The following is a 26,783-nucleotide window of genomic DNA, read 5'->3' as shown; positions in this document are numbered from 1 at the left end:
AAACTCCCTTAGATCGTGAAGGCAGCCCTGAAGGCATCAAGCGCTGTTTCCGGGTCGCCCGCGGCAGTCGCCTCGAGGCCGACGGGGCCACGATAACCCATATCCTTGAGCGCCCGCGCAACAGCGGCATAGTTGATCTCTCCGGTTCCCGGTTCACACCGGCCGGGGTTGTCGGCAACCTGAATCTCTCCGACCCACGGCAGGCATTTCTCACACCTGCGGATCAGGTCGCCTTCCCCGATCTGTGTGTGATAGAGGTCCAGATTGATCAGAAGACGTGGATGATTGACTGAGGATACCAACGCCAGAACATCCCCGGTCGATCCAAAGGGACAACCGGGATGATCCAGCAGGTTCAGGTTCTCAAGCGTAAAAACAACATCTTCTTCTTCGGCCAGATCACAAATGCGGTGCAAAGTGTCCCGTGCCTTCAGCCACATGTCACCGGTCACGACATCATGCTGCCAGATCGGAATTCCACCATCACCCAGACCGGTGCCGTGCAGGTTCAGACGATCCACGCCCAGACGCTTGCCAATCTGCACGGTCTCACGCGCCGATGCCAACAACATGTCAGCCCCTTCCTCATCCGCAAGACGGCCCTGAAGATACCCGTCCATGATCGTGTAATTCGCGCCAACGCGTTCCAACTTGTCCAGATCCCACGCTGGCCAGTTCCACAGGCCGACACCAAACCCCATCTCGGTCAGCCGCGCAGCGCGCCAATCCATGGGTTTATCCAGCCACAGCATCTCGGCACATGCCGCCAGTTGAAAGGGTTGAGACATGTCAGCTCTCCAATTGTTCTGAATGGTTCAGATCGAGCCACCCTCGACCATGAAGTTCCCAGCGCTGCACATGGCAGCATCGTCAGAGGCCAGAAACAGCACCATCCGCGCGACATAGACCGGTTCAATCGGGTCCGGCAGGCACTGACGGTCCACCTGCTTGGCCAGCGCCTCGGGCGTGACCCACAGATCTTTCTGACGGTCGGTCATGATCCAGCCGGGCACGACCGTATTCAAACGGATGCGGTGATCACCCAACTCGCGCGCCATGGTGCGGGTCAGACCGTGTACTGCGGATTTGGCGGTGGCGTAGGCCGGAAATCCCGCGCCGGCCTCCCACCAGGAATTCGAGCCAATGTTGACGATCGAGCCTTTGCCCTTGGCGATCATACCCGGGGCCACGGTCTGAATGGCAAAGAACATATGGCGGATATTGGTCGCCATGCGCTCGTCCCAATACTCGGGCGTCACATCGCGCCAGTCGTGGCGGTCATCGTGGGCGGCGTTGTTGACCAGTACATCCGCTTCTCCCAACTCCTCTACCAATTGCCCCAACGCATCCTGCATGGCATCGATATCGCGCAGATCGCATTGGGTGAATGCATGCGCGCCGTTCAGCTCCGACAGCAAAGCAAGCCCGGCATCAGCGTTGAGATCCAGAAACCCGACCTTTGCCCCCTGATCGGCAAAAGCGCGAACGGTTTCCGCGCCAATTCCCCCGGCCCCGCCGGTTATGAAAACCGTTTTGCCTGCAAGGCTTGGGTAATTGGCGAAATCTTTGCTCATCCGTCACGCTCCATGATCCATTCGACCTCGGGGGCCGGTACAAATCGCCACTTCCGCAGGGGCCCTGCCATGACATTCAGATAGTACATCTCAAACCCATAGGGCGCGCCGCAAGGGTGATGACCGCGCGGGACGGTCACAACATCGCCATCAGAGACCGCCATCGTCTCATCCAACTGTCCGTCATCCGTATAAACCCGCTGTATCCCGAACCCGTTTGCAGGGTTGAGACGATGATAATATGTCTCTTCCAGATAGGTCATCCGGGGGAAGTCATCCTCGTCATGACGGTGGCTGGGATACGAAGACCAGTGCCCATTTGGCGTAAACACCTCAGTCACCAACAAACTGTCGGCGTAGTCCTCGTTCTCCATCGCTATGTTATTGATGTATCGCGTGTTCACGCCCTTACCGCGTTCGGTGAGTGTGATGCCATCCGGCCCAATGCGGCGCGCTTGGTGACCGCCTTTGCCCGGAGCCGAGCACACGGCCACAACGCAATCGCTTTCCGCCACCGCTTCCCAGTCCGTCCCGTTCGGCAGATACAAACAATGCGGTGGCGTCTTTTCGAACACGTTCATTCGGTCGCCCAACACGCCCCAATCCTGCCCGGCTCCGGTGATCTTTGCCTTGCCTTCGACCATCACGAGAATGACCTCTCGGTCCCCAGTGGCCTCGGCCGCCCTGTCCCCTACCTTCAGGTGATAAAGCCCGAAACCCACATACCGCCACCCGGCGCTGGCTGGCGTGATGTCATGCACCTTGCCACGGGTGCCGAAGGGTTTCTTGAGCAGATCTGCCATAGTTCTTCTCCGATTGGAGCGGGCTCGTTGGTCCGCCCGTTTGGGCCTTAAACGGCTTGTCGTGACTGCAATGCTGAAAGAGCGTCAGAAAGTTCTGTATCGCTCCACCCGTCGGATAGGGCGCGGTGCAGGATGTCCGCCTGACTGTCTGGCGCGTTGCCACCAACCGGTGGGTCCGTATCAAGGTTGGTCGGGAAGGGATAGCCCTCGGCTGTTGCCCCGATAGCAGCGTCGATTTCCGCGGCGCTCAGATCGCCGCGTTGCCTCAAGGCCGACAGCGCAGGAAACACGGCCTGTGTCATCGCAGTACGATTAACGGCTTCCATCGCGCGCCCGAAAGTTGACGACACCTGAAGCAGGTTGGCCATCCTGTGAATGTTGTTGCTGCTATTCTCACCCGCTGCGTGGAACAGCGCGGGATTGAAGAACACCGCGTCCCCTTTGTTCAGCGGCAACTGGATGTAGGCTTGCTCGAAATGATCCCGATGCGCCGGGTCATGAAATGCCAGATACCCCGGCGCGTAGAGCTGCGAAAACGGCAACAGTTTGGTTGGACCGCTTTCCACTGGCATGTCGCAATGCGCAACCGCCCCCTGCAAGGTCAGCGAAGCCGTCACCAGATGGGCATGCGCCGGATACCGCGCGGCACTGTCCGCCGTTTGGAAGCCCAGATGGTAATCCCGATGCGCCTGTTGTGCTTTGCCACCGGGTCGCACCTGATTGACCTGCGCGGTCATCTGGTAATTCGGCCCCAGCCAGGCCTCGCACGCCGCTGCAATAGCCACATTCCCGAAATACAGCGCAAAGCCCTCTGGGTCACGCATGCACTGCTTTTGCAATGCGTTCCATATCCGGTCATTGGCGCCCCAGGCCGCAAAGTGGTCGCCCTCACCACCTGCGCCCTCGCGTTCCTCCTTGATGATCTGTTGGAACACTCCGGTCGCCCGGTCGATCACGGAAGTATCCGCAAAAGCGCCGCTAAGAACGATCACGCCCGCCGATTTATCAAGCACGCGCGCCCATTCTGCCAGCAGCGCTTTTCTTTGATCTGCATTCTCCAAAGCGGGGCGCAGCGCGTGCATGTCGTAGATCGGAACGTTCTTTTCCACCGAAGCGGCATGAGGGACCACATCGAGCGTCAGGTTTTGCGAGGTCAACACCTTGAATTCATCCAGATCACAGGACTCCCGGTCGAAATAACCGACATATCCAAGTTCCTGATGTACCATGACATACTCCTCTTTCATGGCTTCGGTGTTGCCCCTTGGGGCGGTGATTCAGGTGGTGATCTCCAGCCCTGCCTTGCCGCAAACTTCGACGATATGGTCGTAACCCATTTTGGAGTACTCATAGGGCGGCGCCTTGGCGGGGTCCTGCTCTGCCTCGACCACGATCCAGCCGTTATAGTCCATCGCTTTCAACGCATTGGCTACGGCCTGAAAATCGATGCAGCCATCACCCGGCACTGTGAATGCACCGGCGATCACTGCATCCAGGAAACTTCGATTGTTCTCGCGTGTGTCCTGTACGATTTCGGGTCGGATATCCTTGAAATGTACATGATGAACCCGGTCGCCCCAACGGTTCAGTGTGGCCATCACATCGCCGCCACCAAACAGCAGATGGCCCGCATCGAAGCACAGCTTCAATTCGGGGCCGGAACCCTCCATCAGCCAGTTCACTTCATCTTCGCTTTCGATGATCGTACCCATGTGATGGTGATACGCCATCGGCATACCCTGATCTGCCATCCATTTGGCAAGTTCGGTTAGCTTACCCGCATAGGCCAAAACCTCGTCTTTGGACAATTTAGGGCGGTCATTGACCGGCGTTCCAATCTGCCCCTGAACGGTATTGGAACACTCGGCATAAACGATGCACGGACTGTTCAGCGCAACGAATTGTTCGACCTGTTCGCGCACGACGGCGATCTCGGCGTCAAGGTCATTGACCAGCGTGCTGCCCGAGCACCAACCGCCGCACAGTGCAATATCGCTGGCATCCAGATAGGCGCGTAGCCCTTCGGTGTCGGCAGGCATCCGCTGCCCACGCTCAACGCCGGTATAGCCAATCTCACGGGCTTCTTTCAGCGCCTGCTCCATCGTATAGGCAGCAGTCAGATCCGGTAGGTCGTCATTCTGCCAGGCAATCGGAGAGATACCGATCTTCACGCTCATTTCGTGTTTCTTTCCTTGATGGCGACCTCATAGGCCGCGCGCTTTTCATTCACTTCCGGGCGGATGCTGACCTCGGGCACCGCCACTTCCCACCATGTTCCACCATATTCGGTCGAGGGGTAGGGATCGGTGTCGATCACCACAACGTAGGGGCCTTTGACATCTGCACGCTTGGCCAGCGCGTCCTCAAGCTCTGCAATTGAACTGACTTTGACCGAGGTCGCTCCCATCGCCGCAGCATGAGCTGCAAAGTCGATGGCTGATGACGTCTCATGAACCGTGTGGTCGAGAAGGTTGTTAAACTCGGCCCCGCCCGTGCCCATCTGCAAACGGTTGATGCAGCCAAAGCCCCGGTTGTCGGTGACGACAACAGTGAACGAAATCCCCATCATCGCCGCCGTCGCCATTTCCGAGTTGGCCATCATATAAGTACCGTCACCGGTAAAACAGATCACGTCCCGATCCGGCTGCGCCATCTTGATGCCCAAGGCACCCGCGATCTCATAACCCATGCAGCTGAAGCCGTATTCCATGTGATAGGCACCAGGGCGCGGAGCTTTCCACAGCTTGTGCAGCTCACCCGGCATTGTGCCGGCTGCGCACATCGCAACGGTGTTTTCATTGGCCGCCCTTTGCACGGCACCGATCACCTGCATATCCGTGGGCAGCGCGTTGCTGTCTGTCGGCGCATCGGTCAGCGCGTCAACTTTGCCAAACCAATCGGATTTCAACGTCGCAGGCAGGTCTGGCGCGCGATGATTACCCAGCGCCTCGGCCAGTTCATTCAGTCCAACGCGCGCGTCGGATTGCAGTGGCATCGCACCGTGCTTTTCGGCGTCATAGGCGGCGGTGTTCAGGCTGATCAACTCACGCTCGGGGTTGGCAAACAAACCCCAAGACCCGGTGGTAAAATCCTGAAACCGGGTGCCAACACCCAGCACAAGGTCGGCCTCGGCACAGATATCGTTGGCAGGTTCGCCACCTGTCACACCGATTGGGCCAATGTTCAGCGGATGATCCCAAGCCAGCGCGGATTTACCCGCCTGCGTCTCGGCCACCGGGATGTTATGCGCTTCGGCAAAGCCTTGCAGCGCGGCAGTTGCGTCTGAATAATGCACGCCGCCACCCGCAACGATCACAGGGCGTCTAGCCGCCTTGATTGCCGCCACAGCCCGCGCCAGTTCACCTTCATCCGGGCGAATGCGACGCTGATACCAGACGCGCGGCTCAAAGAAGCTTTCGGGATAGTCGTAGGCCTCGGCCTGCACATCCTGACAAAAAGCCAGCGTCACCGGACCGCAGTCTGCCGGGTCCGTCATCGTGCGAAAGGCACGCGGCAGAGCTGTCAGCAGATGCTCGGGGCGTGTGATGCGGTCGAAATAGCGGCTGACCGGTCGAAAACAGTCATTCGCACTGATGGTTCCATCCGAGAACACTTCGGGCTGCTGTAGAACCGGATCAGGACCACGCGTTGCAAACACGTCTCCGGGCAGCAGCAAAACAGGCAAGCGGTTCACATGGGCCAGAGCAGCAGCGGTAACCATATTGGTGGCCCCCGGTCCGATCGAAGAGGTCACAGCCATCGCGCGCCTCCGGCCCAGTTGCTTGGCATACGCAATCGCACAATGCGCCATGGTTTGTTCGTTGTGGCCGCGGTAGGTTGGCAAACTGTCTTTTACGCCATGCAGCGCCTCACCCAACCCGGCCACATTGCCGTGGCCGAAAATCGCCCAGACACCGGCGATAAAGGGCTCTCCGGTCTCGTTCATCTGTGCCCCAAGATAGCGTACCAGAGCTTGCGCCGCGGTCAGTCGGACTGTCTTGCTCATCATGATCCCTCTCAACTCGGAGCCGCCGTCAGCGGTCCGCGGGTTTTCTCATTTGCGAAGGTGTCAGACCTTTTCAGGGCCTGAAAACAGAGTGGCGTCAGGTGCCACAACCCGAAGGATGCCCCCCTTGGGGGCACCCGAGTACTTTTAAACCGTACCGCCCAGCGATCCCTCAAGCTCGGCCATTTCCTGACCACCTGCCATCAGGTCCTGCAATTGCTCGGGCGTGATTTCACCACGGGTTGCCGTGCCCAACGTTTTGCCCCGATTGAGCACGGTGAACCGGTCACCCACCGCCAGTGCATGGCGTACGTTATGGCTGATGAAGACCACGCCAATACCATGGTTGCGCACTTTGTCGATGGTCGCCAGAACGTTCGACGTCTGGCGCACACCAAGGGCCGAGGTCGGTTCGTCCAAAATCAGGATCTTGGCCCCGAAATACACAGCACGGGCAATTGCAACAGTCTGACGTTCGCCACCAGACAAGGTACCGACAGCCTGATCCGGTCCACGCAGATTGATGCCCATCTTGCGCATCTCCTCCATGCAGACATCGTTTGCGTGATCCACATCGAACCGTTTCAGCAGGCCTTTACCCTTGGTGGGTTCGCGCCCCATGAAGAAGTTGCGCGTGACGCTCATCAGCGGGATCATCGCCAGATCCTGGAACACCGTCGCGATGCCTGCCTCCATCGCATCCCGAGGGGTGTCGAAATGCAAAGGTTTGCCTTCGAAAAAGATCTCGCCCTTGGTGGGTTTATGCACGCCGGACATGGTCTTGATGAAGGTCGATTTACCGGCACCGTTGTCGCCCAGCAAACAATGGCATTCACCCGGTTTGACGTCAAAGCTGACGCCGGCCAACGCGATGATATTGCCAAAGTGCTTTTCGATGTTCTTCATTTCCACGATGGGCGCCAGATCGGTCACCGTATCGCCGTGGTGGAACTTGGTATCTTCAGTCATATCAGCGCTCCCCGGTTACGCGTTTACGGATCGCATTGTTGAACAGAACGGCGATCAGAAGCATTCCGCCCAGGAAGACCTGGAACCAATCCTGATCGAAATCTGTATAGGTCAGGCCGATGACAACCATGCCGAAGATGATCGAGCCGAAGAATGCCCCGATGGCCGAGCCATAACCGCCCGTCAGCAGACAGCCACCGATTACGGCCGCGATGATCGCCTCAAACTCTTTCTGGAATCCGCGACGTGCATCAGTCGAGCCAGCATCGATCACCGTGATTATGGCCACCAGTGCCGCGCAGCATGCGGTCAGCATGAACAGCGAAACCTTGATCCGGTTCACTGGCACACCCGAGTTGGAGGCCGCAGTACTGTCACCGCCAGCCGCGAAAATCCAGTTCCCTGCAGGAGTGCGAAGCAGCACATAGGTTGCAACCAGTGCGAGCACGATGAACCACAGGATTTCGACCGGAATGCCAGGCACTTTGGGCGCACCGCTTTTGAAGGTATCAATCATGCCATTGGCTGCCAACCAGGAGAACAAGCTACTGAACGCTTCGCCCGAGAAGAACGGTGCCAGCCAGTCGTTTTCAACCACATCGCGCACGCCACGCAATTGAGTCGATCCTCCGGTGGCGGCCTTGAGGCCAACTAGTGACAGGCCGCGCAGGATGAACAGGAAGGCCAAAGTGACGATAAAGGACGGCAACCCGGATCGGATCACGATGTTGCCGTTTACCGCGCCAACGAGGCCCGCAAATACAAATGTCATGGGGATGGCGACGATCAGGGGCAACTGCCAGGTGACCACACAGACACCGAAGAACAAGCCTGCAAATGCCACCATCGAACCGATGGACAAGTCAAACTCCCCTCCGATCATCAGAAGGGCCGCACCTATTGCCAGAATGCCCAGCTGTGCCGCAGGTGTCATGAAGTTCATGATCCCGGCCAGAGTAAACATCGAGTCGTCTGCTGTGATGGCAAAGAAGATGACCACCAGGACAACACCGGCCATCGCACCGAGTTCGGGCCGTTTCATGAGCTTGGTCATGAAAGGTTCTTTTTTGACCCTTTCGTCCCCGGCAATTTGAGCTGAGTCACTCATCGTTTCCTCCCATTTGGGTGGGGACGGCGCTGCTGCGCCGCCCCGTTTGGTTCAGATTTCGACGCGGATCAGCGGATTCCCTGCGAAGACAGCTCAATCACCTGAGCAGCTTTGTCCTGAGTGATCAGGTTCGGACCCGAGGGCACGTTACCACCAGGCATCAGGCCGTATTTGGCGTGCAGACCCATGAAATTCACCGACAGGTACCCTTGCAGGTACTGCTGCTGATCAATGGCAAATGCCGCGTCACCGTCCGCGATCGATTGCAGGAAGTTGGCCGACAGGTCGAAGGACGCAACATTCACATCACGGCCCGAGCCTTTGACGGCTGCAACAGTCGGTTCACCAGCCGAGCTTGCACCCAGCGCCATGACTGTGTCGACGGCTTCGTTTGCGGCCAGGGCAGCGGAAACTTTCGACTCGATTTCCGTCGGGTCGTTCGAGGTCGGCAGTACTTCAACGTTACCGCCAAAGCCTTCTGCAAAACCGGCGCAGCGCAGGTCCAGCGCAACGTTTCCGACTTCGTGGTTCACACAGATCGCTGTTTTACCGCCCATCGAAGCGAGTTCTTCACCGGCGGCTTTGCCGGCATCAAACTCGTCCTGACCCACGTGCAGCAATGCGCCCAGGTCTTTCGAGACGTCAGAACCCGAGTTGATCGAGATCACCGGAATACCGGCGGCAACAGCACGTTCGATTGACGGGCCAAGCGCGTCCGCATCCGGGATCGAAACGATCAGGCCGTCCGGTTCCTGGTTCACGGCAGCATCAATCAACTGCGACATGGCCACCATGTCGAAGGTTTCCGGTGCACGGTATTCCACGTTCACGCCGACATCTTTACCGGCCTGCTCAACACCGTTTTTCACGACGTTCCAGAATGCGTCGTTGGCCTGACCATGCGACACGACCACGATTTCCTGCGCAAATGCAGGTGTCGCCAGAGCCAGTGCCCCAGCAGCAAGCGCGCCTTTAACGAATTTCTTCATTTCAGTTTCCTCCCAATGGTTCAGTCTGATCTTCTGTTGGGGTACCGGCCCCAATCATCCGGCTGCGCCGAATCTCAGTGGCTGCGGCGCTGGGCCGAGCTAACGTAAGTTTGAAGAAATTCGATCATTTTGCAACCGGTTTCAAAATTTCTTCCAATCGGATTGACCTACCGGCCTGCGCCGACAGCGTTGCAGCTTCGGCCATTGCCAAAGCTGCAACGCCGTCCTGCAACGTGACCGGAACCTCTGACCCGCCTTCAACGGCATCAACAAAAGCTGCCCACTCAACCCGGTAGGCCGTCATGTATCGTTCCAGGAAGAAATGGGTCGGCTTTGCCCCCACAACGCCGTCCACCGTTGATTTCACGACGGTGTTTTCCAGCATGTTCTGCGCCTGCAACAACCCGTCAGAGCCCAGCACTTCAACCCGCTGGTCATAGCCATAGGCCGCGCGTCGCGAATTCTTGATGACTGCAATCCGGCCATCCGCGTAAGTCATTGTGACTGCCGCTGTATCCACATCACCAACCGCACCGATTTCCGCATCCACAAGCGATGATCCAACCGCCGATATAGTCTGCGGCACATCGCCCATCAGATAATTTGCCATATCGAAATCATGAATCATCATGTCCCGAAACAGTCCGCCCGACACTTTTACGTAACTGACAGGAGGTGGCGCCGGATCAAATGAGGTGATCGACAAAAGCTCGGCCTTGCCAATTTCACCTGCGCTCAACCCGGCCTTCAACGCCGCAAAATTCGGATCAAACCGCCGGTTAAATCCAATCATCACAGGCATGCCGCGTGCAGATACTGTATTTAGACAGTCCATTGCCCGCTGTAGGTTTAGATCAACGGGCTTTTCGCACAGAACCGCCTTGCCTGCGCCTGTCGCAGCCTCGATCAAATCAGAATGCGTGTCTGTCGGAGTTGCAATCAGAATCGCATCAATTCCCGGGTCGGCGATGATCTCGTCCGAACTACGGGCTTTGGCGCCATGTTCGCTGGCTAGACTAGCTGCGGCATCGGGCAGAGCGTCGGAAACAGCTGACAGTATGCAACCCGGATGGGATGTAATCGCCTGCGCATGAACGCGTCCGATGCGCCCCGCGCCCAACAGTCCGACCTTCAACATGCGACTCTCCCGAATCTTGGTGTTGCGCGCAACAATGATTCTCTTTGCAACCGGTTGCAATATCTTTTTTCGTAACGCTGGCACTTTTGCGCGCCGAACTCGAAAACCCCTAAAACTGCGAAGCGGTCTTGAAATCGGAAAGCCCTGCCAAACTTCGCGCGCTGAAATCCGCGCAAACTCGACCCTACGGGAATCCCCCAATATCGGAGCACGATGAATCAGGTTAATGATTGATTAAGGAACACACACTACCACTCTGTGACCCCTTAAAGGGGCTGGCATGACCCCCTCGTCCAGCCCCTTATACACCACCAAGCAGCCACAACAGCGTCCCGGATCAAGGCCCTGATCATCTGTGTCAGATATCTGTTGGAAAATGGCGGTCTCTTAAGGATTCGAACCCTCAACCTGCTGATTCCAGATCAGGCGCTATATCCAAAAATATTATATATATTCAGTGTCTTATACTGCTGCCCGTAAAACCTTGTCCCAAGGGTGTCCCGCTTGTAGGCTGAAACCATGGGAAAGGCAGCAACAAACAAGGACAGGCTGGACCAAATCGAACGCGCGTTTGGCAAGAAGCCAGGCGACGTGCCACAGACCGAGCAGGATGCAAAAGAGTGCGATACCTTGATAGAGGGATATCTGGTCAGGGACGACCCGGCACCGGCTGGTCCGTACCGGGCGAGTAAATGGACGATCTAAAGGGGGATTTCGAACAATGACGACCCGAAATGCCTCACGTTACGCGAAATACCCTGACAACCCGCTGTTGGCGACGCAGCGCGGTGGTGGGTTCAATCCTCAACTGCTGAACATGTACCTGTCATGCCTACCGCCTGACGTGGCCGCTGATTACCGGGCAATGGTTGACATAGATGGGTCTCTGATCCTGCTGCACGTCAGAGGCGGTATTACTGGCGCAAGAAGGTGCTGCGCGAGTTGACCGAACACTTTGGACCGATGCTTGGCCCTGACAACTGGAACTTTCGGTTCGGGTGTTTCTATTGCGGCACCGAGTTTACGCCACACCGGAAAGGCCACGTGTTCTGCACACCGACCTGCCGCAAGAACAGTCATCGGTTCTGGAAGGGTGAGAAGCGACGGGCCTTTGCATTGTCTGACCAGTACGAGCGCGCCAATGCGATTATTGCGATGGCGTTGGGTCGGTCTGACAGGCTCAAGCGGATCAAGTCCAGATTTGAGCGCATTGCGCGATTGTATGACGAGGCCCACACATGACGAGTTTGCACCGAAGCCCTGCCGAGTTTCTGGCAGCCCTAGCCCCGAGACACACAGGCTAAGTTTCTGGAAGACCAGTTATTGCAGTTTACCCCTTCTGGCTACATGGGCCGTTACAGCCCTGACAGGGCCGACGCGGCGATTCATGCGATCAACGTGTTGGGCGGCGCAAAGGCCCCGCCCTTGGTTGCGGCCTCGGTCGCCCCGGATCGCTTAAAACGCAGCTCTCGCGATACCACAAACCTAAACACTGCACTTTGGGCATCTCGGATAACGCAAGGGCAGCTATCCATCCCGATCCAGTCATCCGACAAAAAGCCTCAGATGACCGAGTCGAGCCCAAAGCGGACATACCCAACCTCCGCAAAATGTGTTGCTTGATAAAGGGCAGACTGTCCGCCACTCTTTCCAGATTAGTAGTTTGGGGTTTTGTCATGACGGATAGTTTTGACGTTATTATCGTTGGCGTCGGAAGTGCTGGATGCGTCCTCGCCGCTCGTTTGACCGAAGATGTGAAGCGTTCCGTTTTGTTATTAGAGGCCGGCGGATCGAACGACGACCCCCGGGTTTCCACACCCGCCAAATTTGGCGCGCTCACCAATACACGCTTCGATTGGGCCTTTCGGACCGCTCCGCAGGGCGAGCTTTCGGGACGCCAGATCGCCTATCCGCGCGGTCGATGTATCGGCGGCACTGGTTCGATAAACTATATGATATACCTGCGCGGGCATCCGGTAGACTACAACACGTGGTCCCAAATGGGCGCAACGGGCTGGGGATGGGACGGTGTGCTGCCCTACTTCAAGAAGGCTGAGAATTGGGAAGTCGATGGAGATCCGTCGATCCATGGGGACGGCGGACCGCTGACTGTGACTAAGCCAGGCGAGCGGTCGCCCTTAACCGAGACATTTATAGAAGCCTGCCAGCAGGCCGGGATTCCATTTAATGGCGATCTGAATGGCATGGAACTGGACGGCTGTGGTTATTTCCCCGCGACCTTGCAAGAGAACAGGCGGGGCAGCACCGCGCATACATACCTCTCTACGGCGATGGGGCGTCCCAATTTGACCGTTGTGACAGGCGCGACGGTCATGTCATTGCAGTTTAAGGGCAGTTCTGTGACCGGCGTGAATTATGTCGCCAAGGGAGAACTGAACCATGCAACTGCGCAGGAAACCGTCTTAGCGGCGGGCGCCATAGGCTCACCACAGATCCTGCAACTCTCAGGAGTTGGCCCAGCAGACCTGTTGAACGATGTCGGCGTCCCGGTGAAGCATGACCTACCCGGCGTGGGCGAAAATCTGCAGGATCACTTTCATTACCGCGCCCGTTGGGAAATTGATCAGCCCTTGACTTTCTTTGGCCGAAGCTCTGAGCAAACCGCGGAGATTGAGCGCCTCTACTCGGAGGAGTCGCGCGGTCCCCTGACAACGAACCACTTTGAGTCTGGTGCATTTCTGAGATCCGGACCCCATGTCGATATTCCCGATATAGAACTGCTTATGATCCCATATTTCATAAGCTTGGGAGCCCCGGAGTATCGCCCACCGGATCGCCACGGTTTCACAATCTCTGGTTTTCCGACCCGTCCTTGGAGTCGAGGGCGTGTGACTATAGCATCAAACGACCCATTGGATCGGCCCATTATCGATCCTGGATATCTAAGCGATCCGGCGGATGTCGATCTGATGCGCTCGATCATCAAGGAAGCGCGGAAGATTGTATCACAGGAAGCCTTTTCGAAGCTTAATCCGGTTGAGATATCTCCGGGGGCGGACACCCAGAGCGACGAAGAACTTCTTGCGGACATTCGTGAGATTTCGTCGACGTCCTTTCATCCCGTTGGCAGTTGCAGGATGGGGCAAAGCGATGATTGCGTCGTAGCTCCTGACTTGAAAGTGCACGGGCTTGAAGGGTTGAGCGTTGCCGATGCGTCTGTGATGCCGCAAATGAACACCGGACACCCCAACGCGCCGGTGATTATGATTGCTGAAAAAGCTGCCGACATGATCGCTGGGCGCGTTTGAGTGAAATAATTGCTAAGCATCAGACAACCGATTTTTTGTGACAGGATCAGGCCCCGACCTAGAACCGCAGACCGAAGCCTATCGAAAAACCGGAAAATCCTTCGGCAACTACACCGTTTAACATTACACGTCCCGCTTGAACGGCTGGCAGACCGGTCAGGCGAGTATCAATCTCAAGTCCTACGCCAGCTGTGGCCAGCCAATCGGTGCCTAGAACGGTTACACTGTCGCCGTGATACAGCACAACACCAGCATCCAGAACGAGTTGTGTTGGGAGTTCGAAGAGATTGACGTTTTCCAGCGGATAGCGATGACGTGAGAACAGGGTTGTTTGGTTTGAACTCGCACTTGCGTTCCCAGCCTCAGGCTCGTTGATCGGGTTAAAATCCAAGAATGTTTGACGGATACGATATTCCCCCTGCCACGATCCAAATTGCGCCTCTCGGAAGATACCAAGCGAAGCACCAACCCCGAATGCGTTTAAGTCTCCGTCGATCAAATCGTTGGAGCTAGATGCCGAACGCAGCAATGGAAAGCCGCCAAGAAAAGCATCCGCAGTCACTTGGCCAAGTGAAAGATGTCCGACCGGACGAACTTTCCACTCGTTTACCAATGGAAATTCCCAACCGATGCCGACCGTTGCTGCCACGCTTGACCAAGTTACATCCAACTCAGTGTCGGGGGCGATCTCTGGAAAGAAGAGTACCGGGTTATATTTTTGATAGGCAACAAGACCCTCTACATACAGCCCGTTTTCAAGTGGCTTGTAACCTCCTCGCAGTTGCGTCGAGCGTAGACTCTTGGCACCTCCGGAAGCATCAAGAAAAGAAAACGAGGATAAAGTCTCGTTTGGGGTGGCGGCGATACTCAAGACAGACAAAGCCGCTCGCGCTGCGGCCTCAGAGGCATCAGGGTCCACGCTTTGAGCATTGGATGGACTAGTTGAACTTGCAGTTGAAAACACCGCGAATGCAAGAAATCGTCTCAATGTACAGGCTCATTTGTTGGATCAAATGGAAGACTTAGCGATGTCCCTTAAGCTTAGCATTGCCGGGATAAGAATGCCCCGCCTTTTGCCATATTTGTTTTGCTGTTAGGCAATTTGGTCTCGATTGTGAGGGTCTCGCCCCCAACTGCTTCCTTAACCGCCTAAGAGGGGACCTAAATTGGGGAATACCAGTCAGCAATGTGAATTGAACCCGTCGCCGCAATGTCCGCTCCGCATTGATAACCCGTATCCAACAAAAAGTGGCAGGTGACAGCTTCTAGCCCAAAGCGGCCAAATGGTCAGCAAAACCCTGCCGTCGCAGCGGAACACGGAATTCGCCTGACAGTGGAAAAGACAGTGTCGACATTTTTGGCGTGAAAATATTTGGTGGTCTGAACGCGTAACCAAATATTTGTCGTCAAATATCAAGCATAAGCTCTAGACGTCGTATAGATCAGTCTTTCCAAGTCGGATAGCCCTACTCAGGCACTATGTTGTGATTAATCCTGAACAGATTCTTTGGATCATAGCTGCCTTTTATTTTCGATAGCTTCTCGCCGTTTAGGCCGTATGCACCAGCAATATGATCCGCTTCGTCTTCGGGCATAAAGTTTACATACGCGCTACCGGTCGCATGAGGCCGCATCTGATCATAAAGTCCCCGCGCCCACGCAATGCACTCATCATCCTTGTTCGAGTCTTCCCAACGAGTGTGAACATTCATTATGAAGTGTGCTGATCGTTGCGGATAAGCTGTTGAGTGGGGTTCAATGCGTGCCATTGCGCCACCTACATGCGCAATAAATACTTCGCAAGCAGGGTCGGGAAGGCTGGAAACCGCCTCGAGAAGACCTGCGATTGCTTCCGAAGAAAGCGCTTCGAAATCATGGCTTTTCCAATAGTTCCGAGCGCCCGGTGTAAGCAAAGGGTCGAATGCTGCTTGCCAGTCTACAAACTTGTGAGGTGAGATGACGTCGGCAATCGGTTCTCCTAGCGCGCGCAAGCCCGACATGGCTTTTTCACCATCGTCTATAGGACCACTGTAGCAAGCCGCAAAAATCAGCACCTCTCTCCCATGCCACTCTTCTGGTAGGAACGGGAGAGGAGGAGCTTTTCGCATCACGCTCCAGACGGTCAGCTCATCGGGTGAGTCCTCTGCAATGGCTGCGAATTCTGCAAGCAGCTCTGGCGCCTTTTCGATCGGGTGAACGATCAGACCCGACAGAACATCGGGCCCAAGATCATGCAACTGGAACTCGAATGAGGTCACGACGCCGAAATTGCCGCCTCCACCTCGGATGGCCCAGAAAAGCTCCGGATGGCTTGTGGGCGAGGCGCTGACAATCGTCCCGTCTGCCGTCACAACTTCTGCCGACAGAAGATTGTCAATCGTCATTCCGAATTTCCGCGTCGTCCACCCAAAGCCGCCGCCAAGGGTCAGACCAGCGATACCAGTTGTCGAATTGATGCCGACTGGGACAGCAAGCCCATGAGCCTGGGTTTCGCGATCTACATCGCCAAGCAATGCACCCGGTGCAACCCGAGCAGTCTTGTTGACAGGGTCCACGTGTACTGATTGCATCTGGGACAGATCGAGCAATACTGCCTCGTCTGCGACAGCGTGCCCTGCAATTTGATGCCCACCTGATCGGACTGACATTATGAGGTTGGCGTCCCTAACAAAGTTTACAGCTTTCTGTACGTCGCTCGCCCCCATCGCGCGGATCACGAACCCAGGGTGACGTTCGAACATGCTGTTCCATGTAGTTCTTGCGCCTTCATATTCCGGAGTGCCCTGTAAGTAGACGCCGCCGCGAAGCGAAGAATTAAGCGCATCCAAAGCGTCTTGATCCACAGTTGCCGTGTTTCCGTCGAGCGTTTTTATGTCGTACATGCATAGGCCTCCCTGTTTTCAGGTCAGGCTTCTTGCGCGGCTGCCTCATATAGTTGTGACTTCCGATGCGTTGTCCCGCAGATAAATCGCCTCGGATTAGGGTTTTGAACTGCGAATACTCAGGCGAATATTCCGGGATCTATCTGATCCACGGGTGTTATGACATCGGCTGGGATGTTAAGGCGCTCGGCCGCCTTTCTGAGACTTTCCTCGTCAGGGGCCTCATACAGGCAGTATGTTTTGCGCTTGTCTGCGCTGAGGAACGAGAAAATCCACTCGACCCCGACTTCGTCATTGATCTCTTTGATGTGAATTTTGTCGTCGTCGCTGACGTTCAGCTGCTCGGCAAAATTTCTCTCAATTATGTACCTTGGCATAATGCTCCCCCAAGCATCTAAATGACTTTAAACAGCTACTCCCTCGAGCTTTGACCTAAGGGAAACCATACTCAATCGCTGTGAAATTGCCAACGCTTCCCCTTCTAGTTGAAACGCTAGTTCCAAATCATTCGTGCGGCCCCGTTGCCTTAGCGCGGATGCATATGCTGCCTTGCTGTGCGCAATCCACGGTGGGCATTTCATGCGCGTGTCTATTTCGATGGCCTTATGGAACATCCTCTCAGCGGCGTCCCAGTTTTTCAGCACCGTTGCCAGATTGCCCAGACGTCTTGCAGCCGCCCCGGCGCAAACTGTTGTTGCCCCAGCGGTGATCGTCAGCTCTTCGTATGGGGTCAGCATGTCATAGAGGGTCTCAGCATGTCCCAGATGCTCGACTGCGACACAAATGTCAGCAAGATAAGACAAAGTAGTTGAAAACATTGCATCAAGGGGAAGATTGAAGCCATTCTCTGCCATTTCATTCAATATGCGTTCAGCTGGTTCCTTGTATCCCAACTCGGCGGCAATAAGGCCAAATCCCGGTTTCCAAGAAATGTCTTCCGGGCTATCCGTCATCAGCTTCTTGATCACCGGTGCAACTTCGTGCAGCCGGTTTTGCTCGCGGCGAATGGTAAACATCTGAACACCGAAGACGCCCTCAACATGTTCTCCATGTGTCTTTCGACCGATTTTCACCGCTTCGTTGGCATGCATCTCTGCCTGCTCAAAATCGCCATCCATAATTGCAACCATGGCGCGTGCGTGCTTCTGTACCCAGTAGAGTTGCAGATGGTTGTCCTTTTCCGAAATCTCCGTCAGCAGATCGAGTGAATGATCCATCAAGTCGCGGTCGGCCATTTCGGCCCCGACAAAAAGACTAAGTGTCCGGTCCCGACCCTGATCAATACTCCCTAGGTTTTCGGCCGCTCGATGCATCGCATCAAGATTTTCACGCCAATGACGTGTCTCTCTGCCTTTGCGCGCGACGAATGGCGCCCCAAAATGCATCATCATCACCGAGAATTGGGATTTATAGTCCCCCAGTTTCGCGGCCAATTCCATTGATTGCTGACCATAGCGTGCGCCTTCAGAAAACTGGCCGACAAACATATGTGCCCGTGCAAGTTGGCTCATCAATCTGCACTGCCGTACTTCGTCATCGTCGGGAAGGTCGTTCAGAGCTCTAACACAAAGCTCAATGGCCTCGCCGTGTCTCTTACTCGACATCATACACGAGTCCGCAAAATGGTTCGCAGCATCAGCGGCGAGCGCCACATCGTGTATTCCACGGGCGGCGTCCGAGGCCTCTTTCAAAGCCGCTATCCCCTCTGGCAACTGACCCAGGCTGTCATGGCTGCGACCAATCAGGATTTTGGCTTTGATCGTTTCGACACCGTTGTCAGATCTAAGATTTTCGGCCGCTTTGAGTGTTTCCCTAGCGTTGACCATCGCCTCTTGGCTGGCGGATCTCGCCAATGCCATTTCAGTTGCCGTCTGCCATTTGTCGAACGCAGCACGCCATTCTTCGGCCTCTGAAAGATGGCGGGCAACCAACTCGGGCCGACGTTCAATCTCTGCTGACCGCAACTGGATCAATGCACGTGCCACGTTTGCGTGTTGTTGTCTGCGGGTTGAGCCCAGCATGGATTGATAGGCGGTATCCCGAATAAGGGCATGACGGAAAACGAAATACCCTCGATTGTGCCCGCTTTCAAAGATCAAACCTGTTCGAGACAGCTCTTCTATACGAGATTGAATTTCCGCACTCGCAAGACCTATTGCAGAAGCCAGCAAGCTAGGCTCGAACTCCCGTCCAATGACGGCTCCTGTTAACGCGACTTGTTTAGCCTCTGGTGAGACCGCGTCAAGACGTGCCATCAGTGTGCCTTTCAAAGACGCGGGTATGTGGACTTGCCCGTGTTCACCCGCCTCAACAATCGCCCGGGCCAGTTCCTCGACGAATAAAGGCACGCCGTCCGTCTTCTCAATGATTGTGGCAATCAGAGCATCGTCGGGTGCTTTTCCGGTGACATTGCGAACTAGGTTCGAGACATGGGTCGTATCAAAACGACGCAGTTGGAGCGTATGTACGTGCGCTTCCCCGTCATCATGGGCAAGTTCCCAGCCAGGCCTGTGGGTAATCAAAATCATTAAAGGCAGATCTCCGCAAATTGCTTTGAAGCGATCCAAAAGAGCTTGGGTGGAAGGATCAATCCAATGCGCGTCCTCAACACAAAGAATAACAGGACGCGTGCTTGCGCGCACCTGAACCGTGTGGATTAACGTCTGAATCGTGAGGTCACGTTGCTCCTGCGGAGACATATCGAGAACGCTTCGGGCAAGAGCACTGTGAGGCGCAACCAGTGCGGCAAAGACGGGCAGAACCTTTTCCCATTCCAAGCCCTCTCGGCTTTCCAACATTTTTTTAACAAGGTCGAGAATTTGGTCGTCATCAAAATCTGTCCCCACACCAGCATCCTGAGAAATCCTCTGGGCGACAGGGTGGAACGGGCTACTGGTAAGGTAAGGAGAGCAGTTCAGCCTGATAATATCAGCTTCGCTAGTCGCTACAGCATTAGCGAGAAACTCTTCCGCCAATCGCGATTTACCGATCCCAGCTTCACCGGCAAGCAGAACAACCTCTCCCTGACTGTTCTGCGCACGGAGCCATGATTGTAAAAGGATACCTTTTTCGTAGTCGCGACCAATCATGACGCTGCCACTTTCGTCCCTGTATGAAGCTCGAAACCGGCTTTCCGCGCTGTGTTCTGATACGACAGTCAAAAGGGTCCGTGGTTCTTTGAAACCTTTCAGTTCGGTTTGTCCAAGAGACGTAAACTCAAATAGCCGATGCAAAGTTTCTTCGGTCTCCTCAGCAGATAAAACAACTGAGTTAGGTTCTGCGTGTTCCTGAAGCCGCGCTGCCAGATTGACAATTGGCCCCGTCATGGCTCCTTCTTCGTAGGTGTTTTCACCGATCGTATCGCCAACTACCACTTCCCCACTCGCGATACCTAACCTGGCTGACAAGGGCTCACCGTCAGGTGTTTTTAGCTCTCTGACCCGTCGAACGGCCTCAAGACCAGCCTTTACAGCGCGAACTGCATGATCTTCATAGGCTGTCGGCCAGCCAAAAAACACCAGGAGACCGTCGCCCAAATACTTCGAGACGTAGCCGCCATACCCTCTAACTGCACCTGCAACCGCATCCTGGAAGCTCTGCAGCAGTTCGCGCATGTCTTCGGGGTCAAACCGGTTAGTCAACTCAGTCGAGGCGACGAGATCAGCCAACAAAACTGTTAAGTGACGCCTCTCTGCGATCGCCAATGAAGCAGGCTTCCTTGCAGATAAGGCCACGCCTTGCGATCTATCCGAAATGGGAACCCGACCGACTTCGCATGCATCCGAGTCTACGGCTTGTGGCGATTGAGACGAGTGCTCTTGGCCAGTCAATTCTTGAACCGCTGCCAGGATGATTTTTCGGTGGCCCAGACTAACCCCAAGCTCTTTAAGGTCATCGTTTGACAGTAATGGTAGTACACGTGCGTCGATATCATGCTGTGCAAAAGCGTCTGAGTATTGACCCAGTTCAAGATCGTTCAGCCAATTGTCGATTTTAACCGCCATAACAGGATCATGCTTAGATACGGGACGCTAATCAAGAAAACGCTGTAAAAACGGGCTGATTTTTGGCGGCCAAATGTCTGCATTGCCTTTGAAGGAAATGACACCTACCTATGCAACTTTTTTCGGAATGTAGAGGTTATTTGCAGGCAGATCTCTCTCAGCGTGCATTTGCTGCACTGCCGCGAAAGGCAGCTTTGTCCGGATATTGTTGAAAAACAACGTGTTGCTGGCGCAGAGAGAGGCGTACCGAACTGAGCGCGAGTGCCTTTCTTGTCAGGCTTTGCTCGTTTGCTGCGGTGCGGGAAAGATCTTGGCCAGTTTTCGGAGGTTCTGGGCGGTGGCGGCGAGGAGGAATTCGTCGGTTGCACCACAAGGGCCACGTAATCGGAGTCGTCCCAGCCCGAGAATGCGTTTGAGGTGGGCAAACAGCATCTCAACCTTCTTTCGGAGCTTTGCCGAGACTTTGTATTGGGGCGTTTTGCGAATGGCGCGTGCCACATCGCGTGCGTCTTCATGTTCTTCGCGGGTGATTTTGCGAGCATCGGCGTTTGGGCAGCACTTCATCTTCGACGGGCACGCCAGGCAGGTGTGTTTGAGGGCCTGATACTTGGCCACGCCCTTGCCCGTCGGGCCACGGTTCGGATCAGAGTAGTTGCGACGAAACTGCTTGAGCGCTTCGCCCTCAGGGCAGATGTATTGGTTGTTCTCGGGATCCCATTCAAAGTCTGCACGGGACCATGTGCCATCTGTCCGGCCAGCTTTGTCGATAACGGGAATGTGCGGCGCGATCTTGCGCTTCACCAGCCAGTCCAGCATGGGGCCGGAACCGTAAGCGGTATCTGCGATTAACCGTTCTGGGTGCAGGTCGAACTTGTCTTTGACCCGGTTCAACATCGTCTTTGTTGAACCGACTTCTGCCTGTCGGATTGATCTGGTGGCTTCGACATCGACGATTACACCGTGATCCGTATCAATCAGATAATTGTCGGAATAGCTGAAGAATGCAGGGCCTTTGCGGGCTGCAGTCCATTGGCTGGCGGGGTCAGAATGTGAGGTGAACTTGGGCTGTACCTCGCTGGCCGCGCCGAATGCCGCCTCGTCCAGCGTGTCGAGATACTCGCGGACCGCGCGGGACGCATCTGCCGGGTCAATGCTTGCCGCGTCCCAGTCTTCCTTCGGTGTTGAGTTCCGTTTGTTAGCATCGGCTTCGATCAGGCTGGCATCAATCGCCATGCGCTGGCCGCTGACGAGACCTTCCTCAATGCAGCGTGCCACAGTTGTCTCAAACAGACGACGCAACAGTTCGCTTTCCCGGAAACGGCCGTGCCGGTTCTTGGAAAACGTGGAATGGTCTGGCACCCGGTCGTTCAAGTCGAGACGGCAGAACCAGCGGTATGCCAGGTTCAAATGCACCTCTTCGCAGAGCCGTCGCTCGGATCGAATACCGAAGCAATAGCCAACCAACAGCATGCGGATCAGCAGTTCGGGATCGACGGAGGGCCGGCCCGTGTGGCTGTAGAAATCCGTAAGGTGCGCGCGAATGCTGCCCAGATCGACGAACCGGTCAATCGAGCGCAAAAGGTGGTCTTGCGGGACATGATCCTCCAGCGAGAACTCGTAAAACAGCGACGCTTGCGCTTCCTGTCTCGGTCCCATCATGGCTGATCCCTCCCTTTAGGAAGAATTGAATCAGCAACTTACCAACCGATCAAGCCCGAGTTTTTCAACAAAATATCCGCAGAGCAGTCATTCATGTAATACGCAGCGAAGGACTGCTTAGAGCCCATGGCAGACATTGTTCAATGTGTTCGACAACCTCACGTTTTACGAAAGTGACAAGTCGCCGCGTTAGTACTAAGTTGAGACATAAATATTCAAATATTTGACTGCCCAGTTTCTCAGCTTCACCCAGCGCGAGTTTCATATGTCCAAGTTCAAATTTCCTACCGCCTTTACCATTCTGTTCATACTGATTGCCGTCGTGGCCGCCCTTACATGGGTTATTCCGGCCGGTGAGTACGACCGTCAGATGAACGAAGCTCTGGGCAGCGAAGCGCCTGTCCCGGGCACCTACCACGAAGTCGAGCCGAACCCTCAAGGACTTACGGCAGTTATCCTTGCCCCGATTGCAGGTATGTACGACCCTGGTCTTCTGGGAAGTTCATCCAGCGCCGCAATTGATGTCGCTTTGTTTGTTCTGGTCATTGGTGGTTTCCTGATGGTTGTCACCAAGACAGGAGCTATCGACGCCGGTATCGGTTGGTTGCTGCACAGGTTGGCTGGGCGGGAAATCCTGATGATCCCAATCCTGATGATCGCCTTTGCCTTTGGCGGGACAAGCTATGGCATGGCGGAAGAATCCCTCGCGTTCTACGCTCTGATTATTCCGGTCTTTATTCGGGCAGGGTACGACTCCTTGACCGGGGTCGCGGTGATCATGCTTGGCGCAGGCATTGGGACCTTGGGCTCAACCTTCAACGCATTTGCGACAGTTGTTGCCTCGCAAGGTGCGGGTATTCCGTTCACGAACGGGATCGTTCTTAGGTTCATTATCCTTGTCCTTTGTCTTGCTGCAGGCATCGCATTCGTCATGCGATACGCATCACGCGTGAAAGCCGACCCGTCATTGTCCGTGGTGGCCGATCAGGCCGAGGAAAACCGGGCGCATTTCCTAAAGGGGTCAGAAGGCAATGATACGTTCCCCGAGATGACCAAGACGCGTTCGATCATTCTGATTCTTTTCGGGATTACCTTCGCCATTATGATCTATGGTGTTGTCGCGCTGGGGTGGTGGATGGCGGAAATGTCCGGTCTCTTCATGGTGATGTCCATCATCGTTTGGTGGGTCGGGAAAACGGATGAAGGGTCCAGAATGGACGAAGGGACTTTTGTGGAAACTTTCGTCGATGGAGCGCGCGATTTGCTGGGCGTGGCCCTGATCATTGGCGTCGCGCGCGGCGTGGTCGTGATTATGGACGCGGGCAAAATCACCGACACAATCCTCGCCGGAGCCGAGGGATATGTCTCGGGGCTGAGCGAGTTCGCCTTTATCAACGCGATGTTTGGCATTCAGATCTTGATGTCATTCCTAGTGCCGTCCTCGTCTGGGCTGGCCACGCTTTCGATGCCGATCATGGCGCCACTGGCAGACTTTGCAGGCGTCGGTCGTGACCTTGTGGTTACAGCGTACCAGTCAGCAAACGGATGGGTGAACCTGTTCAACCCGACATTTGCCGTCGTCATGGGTGGGCTAGCAATTGGCCGTGTCTCCTATGACCGGTGGCTACGTTTTGTTTTCCCGCTGCTCGTAACTCTTGCCGTGATCATCTGCGCCGCACTTACCGTTGGGGCCATAACTGATCCGGGGATCGACGGGCCCGCAACTGAGACTTCAGACACAACATCGAACTGAGCCGTCGCAATGACCGATCGCTCCGCTCCAGAGACGACTTCGACATCGGGTGCCCTAGGGCTGACGGCCTGTATCGCTTTGGTCGTCGGAAACATGATCGGGTCGGGAGTGTTCCTTCTACCAGCGTCACTTGCACCGTTTGGGCCAATTGCAATTGGTGGGTGGATTCTGACTTCGGCAGGGGCGCTTGTTCTTGCGATCATATTCGGAAGGCTGTCACGCGTCGTTTCGAAACCCGGTGGCCCCTATGCCTATTCGCAAGAAGCATTCGGCGACTTTGCAGGCTTCATTATTGCATGGGGGTATTGGATCGCACTTTGGACCGGGAACGCCGCAGTCGCAGTCGCGTTGGTGGGATATCTGGGATTCCTGTTCCCGATTATCATCGAAGTGCCGATGTACGGCCTCTCGACCGCGTTGGTTGCAATCTGGACGCTCACCTTGGTTAACATCCGAGGGGTCGAAGGCGCTGGTTTGGTTCAGATCGTGACCACCGTGCTCAAACTCGCGCCGCTGATATTGATTGGCACATTGGGTGTATTCTGGATCAACACCGAGAACTATGTTCCGGTAAACCAAAGTGGCACCACGGCGTTTACGGCGATTTCTGCCGCGGCAGCTCTGACGCTTTGGGCCTACCTGGGCCTTGAATCTGCGACCGTTCCCTCTGGCGATGTTATAGAGCCGGAAAAGACTATTCCACGCGCCACCGTGATCGGCGTGATTATCGCGGCAAGCGTCTATATCTCAGTAACCGCCGTTTCGATGGGCGTCATTCCTGCCGAGTTGCTCGCTGTTTCCGCCGCGCCTCTGGCAGCCGTCGGTGAGGTGATGTTTGGTTCCATTGGCGGCGTCCTTGTTGCGGTGGGCGCGGTGATTTCGACCTTTGGCACTTTGAATGGCTTTACACTGCTCAGTGGCCAGGTCCCTTACGGTGCCGCATTGGATCGCGTCTTCCCTGCAGCCTTGGGCCAAAAATCCAAATTTGGAACGCCTGCTAATGCGTTAATCCTGTCCAACGCGCTAGCCTCGGTTCTGATCATCATGAACTATGCGCAAGGGCTGGTCGCCGCATTCAACTTTGTCATTTTGCTCGCCGTTGTCGCCAGCTTGTTGCCCTATGCCATCTGCTCTGTGGCCGAGATTTTGATCCGTCTGAAAGGCGGGCAGGTCTTGCATGGCCCGGAACTGGCGAAGGTCGCCGTGCTGGGCGCGCTTGGGTTCATTTATTCGGTCTGGGCCTTCATCGGCTCAGGCGCTGAAACTGTTTTGGTTGGCTCCGTCCTGTTGCTTATGGGCGTGCCCATCCACGTCTGGGTCCGCTGGAGCCAGGCCAATGAAATTGAAGACATTCAGAAAACGGATAGTTCGAAAGGAGAGTTGCAATGAAGCTCGGGGTTCATTCCGAGATCGGAAAGCTCAACAAGGTGATCGTCTCGCGTCCTTCACTGGCGCATGATCGTCTGACACCACGAAACTGCGAAGAGCTTTTGTTCGATGATGTGATTTGGGTCGAACAGGCCCGCAAGGACCACGCAGAATTCTGTTCCCTGATGCGTGAACGCGGGGTCGAGGTCTATGACATTCAGGATCTGCTGGCCCAAGCTATCGCGGACGACCCCGCAGCGCGCGCCTTCCTGCTGGACCGTCTGATCACGCCCAACATGGTCGGCCTGGGCTTTTCCGCGGAAATGCGTGCCTGGTTGGACGAGATGGATGCCAAGCTGCTTGCTCGCCATATGCTCGGCGGCATCATCTTTGCAGACCTGCCCAAGGGTATGATCGACGAACAGTTCGGTGATCTGGTTTCTCTGGGCGACTTCATTCTTCCCGCCATCCCCAATGCGCAGTTCCAGCGCGACCCCTCCTGCTGGATTTTCGATGGCGTGACGACGAACCCGATGTTCTGGCCTGCTCGTAAGCCGGAAACCCTGATCATGCGTACGGTGTATCGCCACCATAATATGTTCAAGGACGCTGAGTTCGAGTTCTGGTGGGGCGATAGCGACGACGATTTCGGCCTCGCCTCGGTCGAGGGTGGCGACGTTCAACCGGTGGGAAACGGCACTGTCTTCATTGGAATGGGCGAACGCACAACCCGGCAGGCCGTCGCACAGGTAGCTGAAGCATTGTTCAGGAAAGGCGGTGCCGAGCGTGTCGTCGCCTGTGCGATGCCAAAAAGCCGCGCGGCCATGCATCTGGATACGGTGTTCACTTGTCTTGACCACGACAAGGTCACTGCATTCTCGGAAGTCGCGGACCAGATCACCTGTATCTCGATCCGCCCGGGTGACCACGGGGACTTGGATATCCACGTGGAAAAAGGGCACCTTTTCGACGTCTACAAAGAAGCCCTGGGGCTGAACTCGCTGGAGGTCATCTCGACCGGTGGCAACGAGTTCCAGGCCGAGCGCGAACAGTGGGATGACGGCAATAACGTCGTGGCCCTCTCGCCCGGTGTGGTCGTCGGCTATGCGCGCAACACGTTTACGAATGGCAAGATGCGCGCAGCCGGCGTCGAGGTGATCGAAATCTCGGGTCAGGAACTGGGGCGTGGTCGCGGCGGTGGCCACTGCATGACCTGCCCGATCGACCGCGACCCCGCCTATTGAATTTACCATGGGTGCAG

Annotated in this window: 22 protein-coding genes; 7 read left to right on the top strand and 15 right to left on the bottom strand. The window is 55.7% G+C overall.

What is annotated here, in order from left to right:
* Positions 1–8: 8 nt before the first annotated feature.
* From AC2FLD_RS09065 to iolG, 10 genes are all read right to left on the bottom strand, one after another.
* A complete protein-coding gene (locus tag AC2FLD_RS09065; protein WP_496668754.1) occupies positions 9–788 on the bottom strand; it encodes a TIM barrel protein in 780 nt (259 codons plus the stop codon).
* A gap of 27 nt (positions 789–815) precedes the next feature.
* Positions 816–1,574, bottom strand: coding sequence for an SDR family NAD(P)-dependent oxidoreductase (locus AC2FLD_RS09060; RefSeq protein WP_496668752.1), 759 nt, complete (start codon positions 1,572–1,574; stop codon positions 816–818).
* Positions 1,571–2,377, bottom strand: coding sequence for a 5-deoxy-glucuronate isomerase (gene iolB, locus AC2FLD_RS09055; RefSeq protein WP_496668750.1), 807 nt, complete (start codon positions 2,375–2,377; stop codon positions 1,571–1,573). The genes AC2FLD_RS09060 and iolB overlap by 4 nt, the downstream gene beginning before the upstream one ends.
* 47 nt (positions 2,378–2,424) lie before the next feature.
* Complete coding sequence (locus AC2FLD_RS09050) at positions 2,425–3,606, bottom strand: phytanoyl-CoA dioxygenase family protein (RefSeq protein ID WP_496668748.1); 1,182 nt, start codon at positions 3,604–3,606, stop codon at positions 2,425–2,427.
* A gap of 48 nt (positions 3,607–3,654) precedes the next feature.
* A complete protein-coding gene (iolE, locus tag AC2FLD_RS09045; RefSeq protein WP_496668746.1) occupies positions 3,655–4,554 on the bottom strand; it encodes a myo-inosose-2 dehydratase in 900 nt (299 codons plus the stop codon).
* Positions 4,551–6,383: a 3D-(3,5/4)-trihydroxycyclohexane-1,2-dione acylhydrolase (decyclizing) gene (gene iolD / locus AC2FLD_RS09040; protein WP_496668744.1), complete on the bottom strand. Its 1,833-nt coding sequence runs from the start codon at positions 6,381–6,383 to the stop codon at positions 4,551–4,553. The genes iolE and iolD overlap by 4 nt, the downstream gene beginning before the upstream one ends.
* A 147-nt stretch (positions 6,384–6,530) precedes the next feature.
* Entirely contained in the window at positions 6,531–7,352 is an 822-nt protein-coding gene (locus AC2FLD_RS09035; RefSeq protein WP_050604157.1) for an ATP-binding cassette domain-containing protein, read from the bottom strand.
* Position 7,353: 1 nt separating this feature from the next.
* The gene (locus AC2FLD_RS09030) at positions 7,354–8,460 is read right to left on the bottom strand and encodes an ABC transporter permease (protein WP_496668742.1); all 1,107 of its coding nucleotides are present in this window, start codon (positions 8,458–8,460) and stop codon (positions 7,354–7,356) included.
* 68 nt (positions 8,461–8,528) lie between these two features.
* Entirely contained in the window at positions 8,529–9,449 is a 921-nt protein-coding gene (locus AC2FLD_RS09025; RefSeq protein WP_050604155.1) for a sugar ABC transporter substrate-binding protein, read from the bottom strand.
* A gap of 124 nt (positions 9,450–9,573) precedes the next feature.
* Entirely contained in the window at positions 9,574–10,587 is a 1,014-nt protein-coding gene (gene iolG, locus AC2FLD_RS09020; RefSeq protein ID WP_496668740.1) for an inositol 2-dehydrogenase, read from the bottom strand.
* 519 nt (positions 10,588–11,106) lie between these two features.
* On the opposite strand from iolG, the gene AC2FLD_RS09015 reads away from it, so the two are divergent.
* From AC2FLD_RS09015 to AC2FLD_RS09000, 4 genes are all read left to right on the top strand, one after another.
* Entirely contained in the window at positions 11,107–11,292 is a 186-nt protein-coding gene (locus tag AC2FLD_RS09015) for a hypothetical protein (RefSeq protein WP_496668738.1), read from the top strand.
* A 16-nt stretch (positions 11,293–11,308) separates the two neighbouring features.
* Positions 11,309–11,533, top strand: a complete 225-nt coding sequence (locus AC2FLD_RS09010; protein ID WP_496668736.1) for a hypothetical protein — start codon at positions 11,309–11,311, stop codon at positions 11,531–11,533.
* Complete coding sequence (locus AC2FLD_RS09005; protein ID WP_496668734.1) at positions 11,518–11,829, top strand: hypothetical protein; 312 nt, start codon at positions 11,518–11,520, stop codon at positions 11,827–11,829. The genes AC2FLD_RS09010 and AC2FLD_RS09005 overlap by 16 nt, the downstream gene beginning before the upstream one ends.
* 434 nt (positions 11,830–12,263) lie before the next feature.
* Complete coding sequence (locus AC2FLD_RS09000) at positions 12,264–13,856, top strand: GMC family oxidoreductase (protein WP_496668732.1); 1,593 nt, start codon at positions 12,264–12,266, stop codon at positions 13,854–13,856.
* Positions 13,857–13,914: 58 nt separating this feature from the next.
* Here AC2FLD_RS09000 and AC2FLD_RS08995 read toward each other — a convergent pair whose 3' ends face one another.
* The 5 genes from AC2FLD_RS08995 to AC2FLD_RS08975 form a co-directional block, all read right to left on the bottom strand.
* The gene (locus AC2FLD_RS08995; protein ID WP_496668730.1) at positions 13,915–14,844 is read right to left on the bottom strand and encodes a hypothetical protein; all 930 of its coding nucleotides are present in this window, start codon (positions 14,842–14,844) and stop codon (positions 13,915–13,917) included.
* A 478-nt stretch (positions 14,845–15,322) separates the two neighbouring features.
* Positions 15,323–16,738: an FAD-binding oxidoreductase gene (locus AC2FLD_RS08990; RefSeq protein WP_496668728.1), complete on the bottom strand. Its 1,416-nt coding sequence runs from the start codon at positions 16,736–16,738 to the stop codon at positions 15,323–15,325.
* Between the two features lie 119 nt (positions 16,739–16,857).
* Entirely contained in the window at positions 16,858–17,115 is a 258-nt protein-coding gene (locus AC2FLD_RS08985; protein ID WP_058274660.1) for a DUF4242 domain-containing protein, read from the bottom strand.
* Positions 17,116–17,142: 27 nt separating this feature from the next.
* Positions 17,143–20,742 carry an adenylate/guanylate cyclase domain-containing protein gene (locus AC2FLD_RS08980; RefSeq protein ID WP_496668726.1) on the bottom strand — a complete coding sequence of 1,200 codons (3,600 nt, stop codon included), beginning with the start codon at positions 20,740–20,742 and terminating at the stop codon, positions 17,143–17,145.
* A 273-nt stretch (positions 20,743–21,015) separates the two neighbouring features.
* Positions 21,016–22,401 carry an IS1182 family transposase gene (locus tag AC2FLD_RS08975; RefSeq protein WP_480528150.1) on the bottom strand — a complete coding sequence of 462 codons (1,386 nt, stop codon included), beginning with the start codon at positions 22,399–22,401 and terminating at the stop codon, positions 21,016–21,018.
* A 265-nt stretch (positions 22,402–22,666) separates the two neighbouring features.
* Between AC2FLD_RS08975 and AC2FLD_RS08970 the strand changes: the two genes are divergently transcribed.
* The 3 genes from AC2FLD_RS08970 to AC2FLD_RS08960 are packed head-to-tail and all read left to right on the top strand — an operon-like array spanning position 22,667 to position 26,766.
* On the top strand, positions 22,667–24,154 hold the full coding sequence (locus tag AC2FLD_RS08970; RefSeq protein WP_496668724.1) for a YfcC family protein: 1,488 nt from the start codon (positions 22,667–22,669) through the stop codon (positions 24,152–24,154).
* 9 nt (positions 24,155–24,163) lie between these two features.
* Positions 24,164–25,543 carry an amino acid permease gene (locus AC2FLD_RS08965; protein ID WP_496668722.1) on the top strand — a complete coding sequence of 460 codons (1,380 nt, stop codon included), beginning with the start codon at positions 24,164–24,166 and terminating at the stop codon, positions 25,541–25,543.
* Positions 25,540–26,766 carry an arginine deiminase gene (locus AC2FLD_RS08960; protein WP_496668720.1) on the top strand — a complete coding sequence of 409 codons (1,227 nt, stop codon included), beginning with the start codon at positions 25,540–25,542 and terminating at the stop codon, positions 26,764–26,766. Before AC2FLD_RS08965 ends, AC2FLD_RS08960 begins: the two co-directional genes overlap by 4 nt.
* Positions 26,767–26,783: the final 17 nt, after the last annotated feature.

This window comes from Ruegeria sp. CDSA021 (assembly GCF_059612325.1).
The sequence above is the reverse complement of the archived record's forward strand: the minus strand, read 5'-3'. Positions and strand labels throughout refer to the sequence as shown.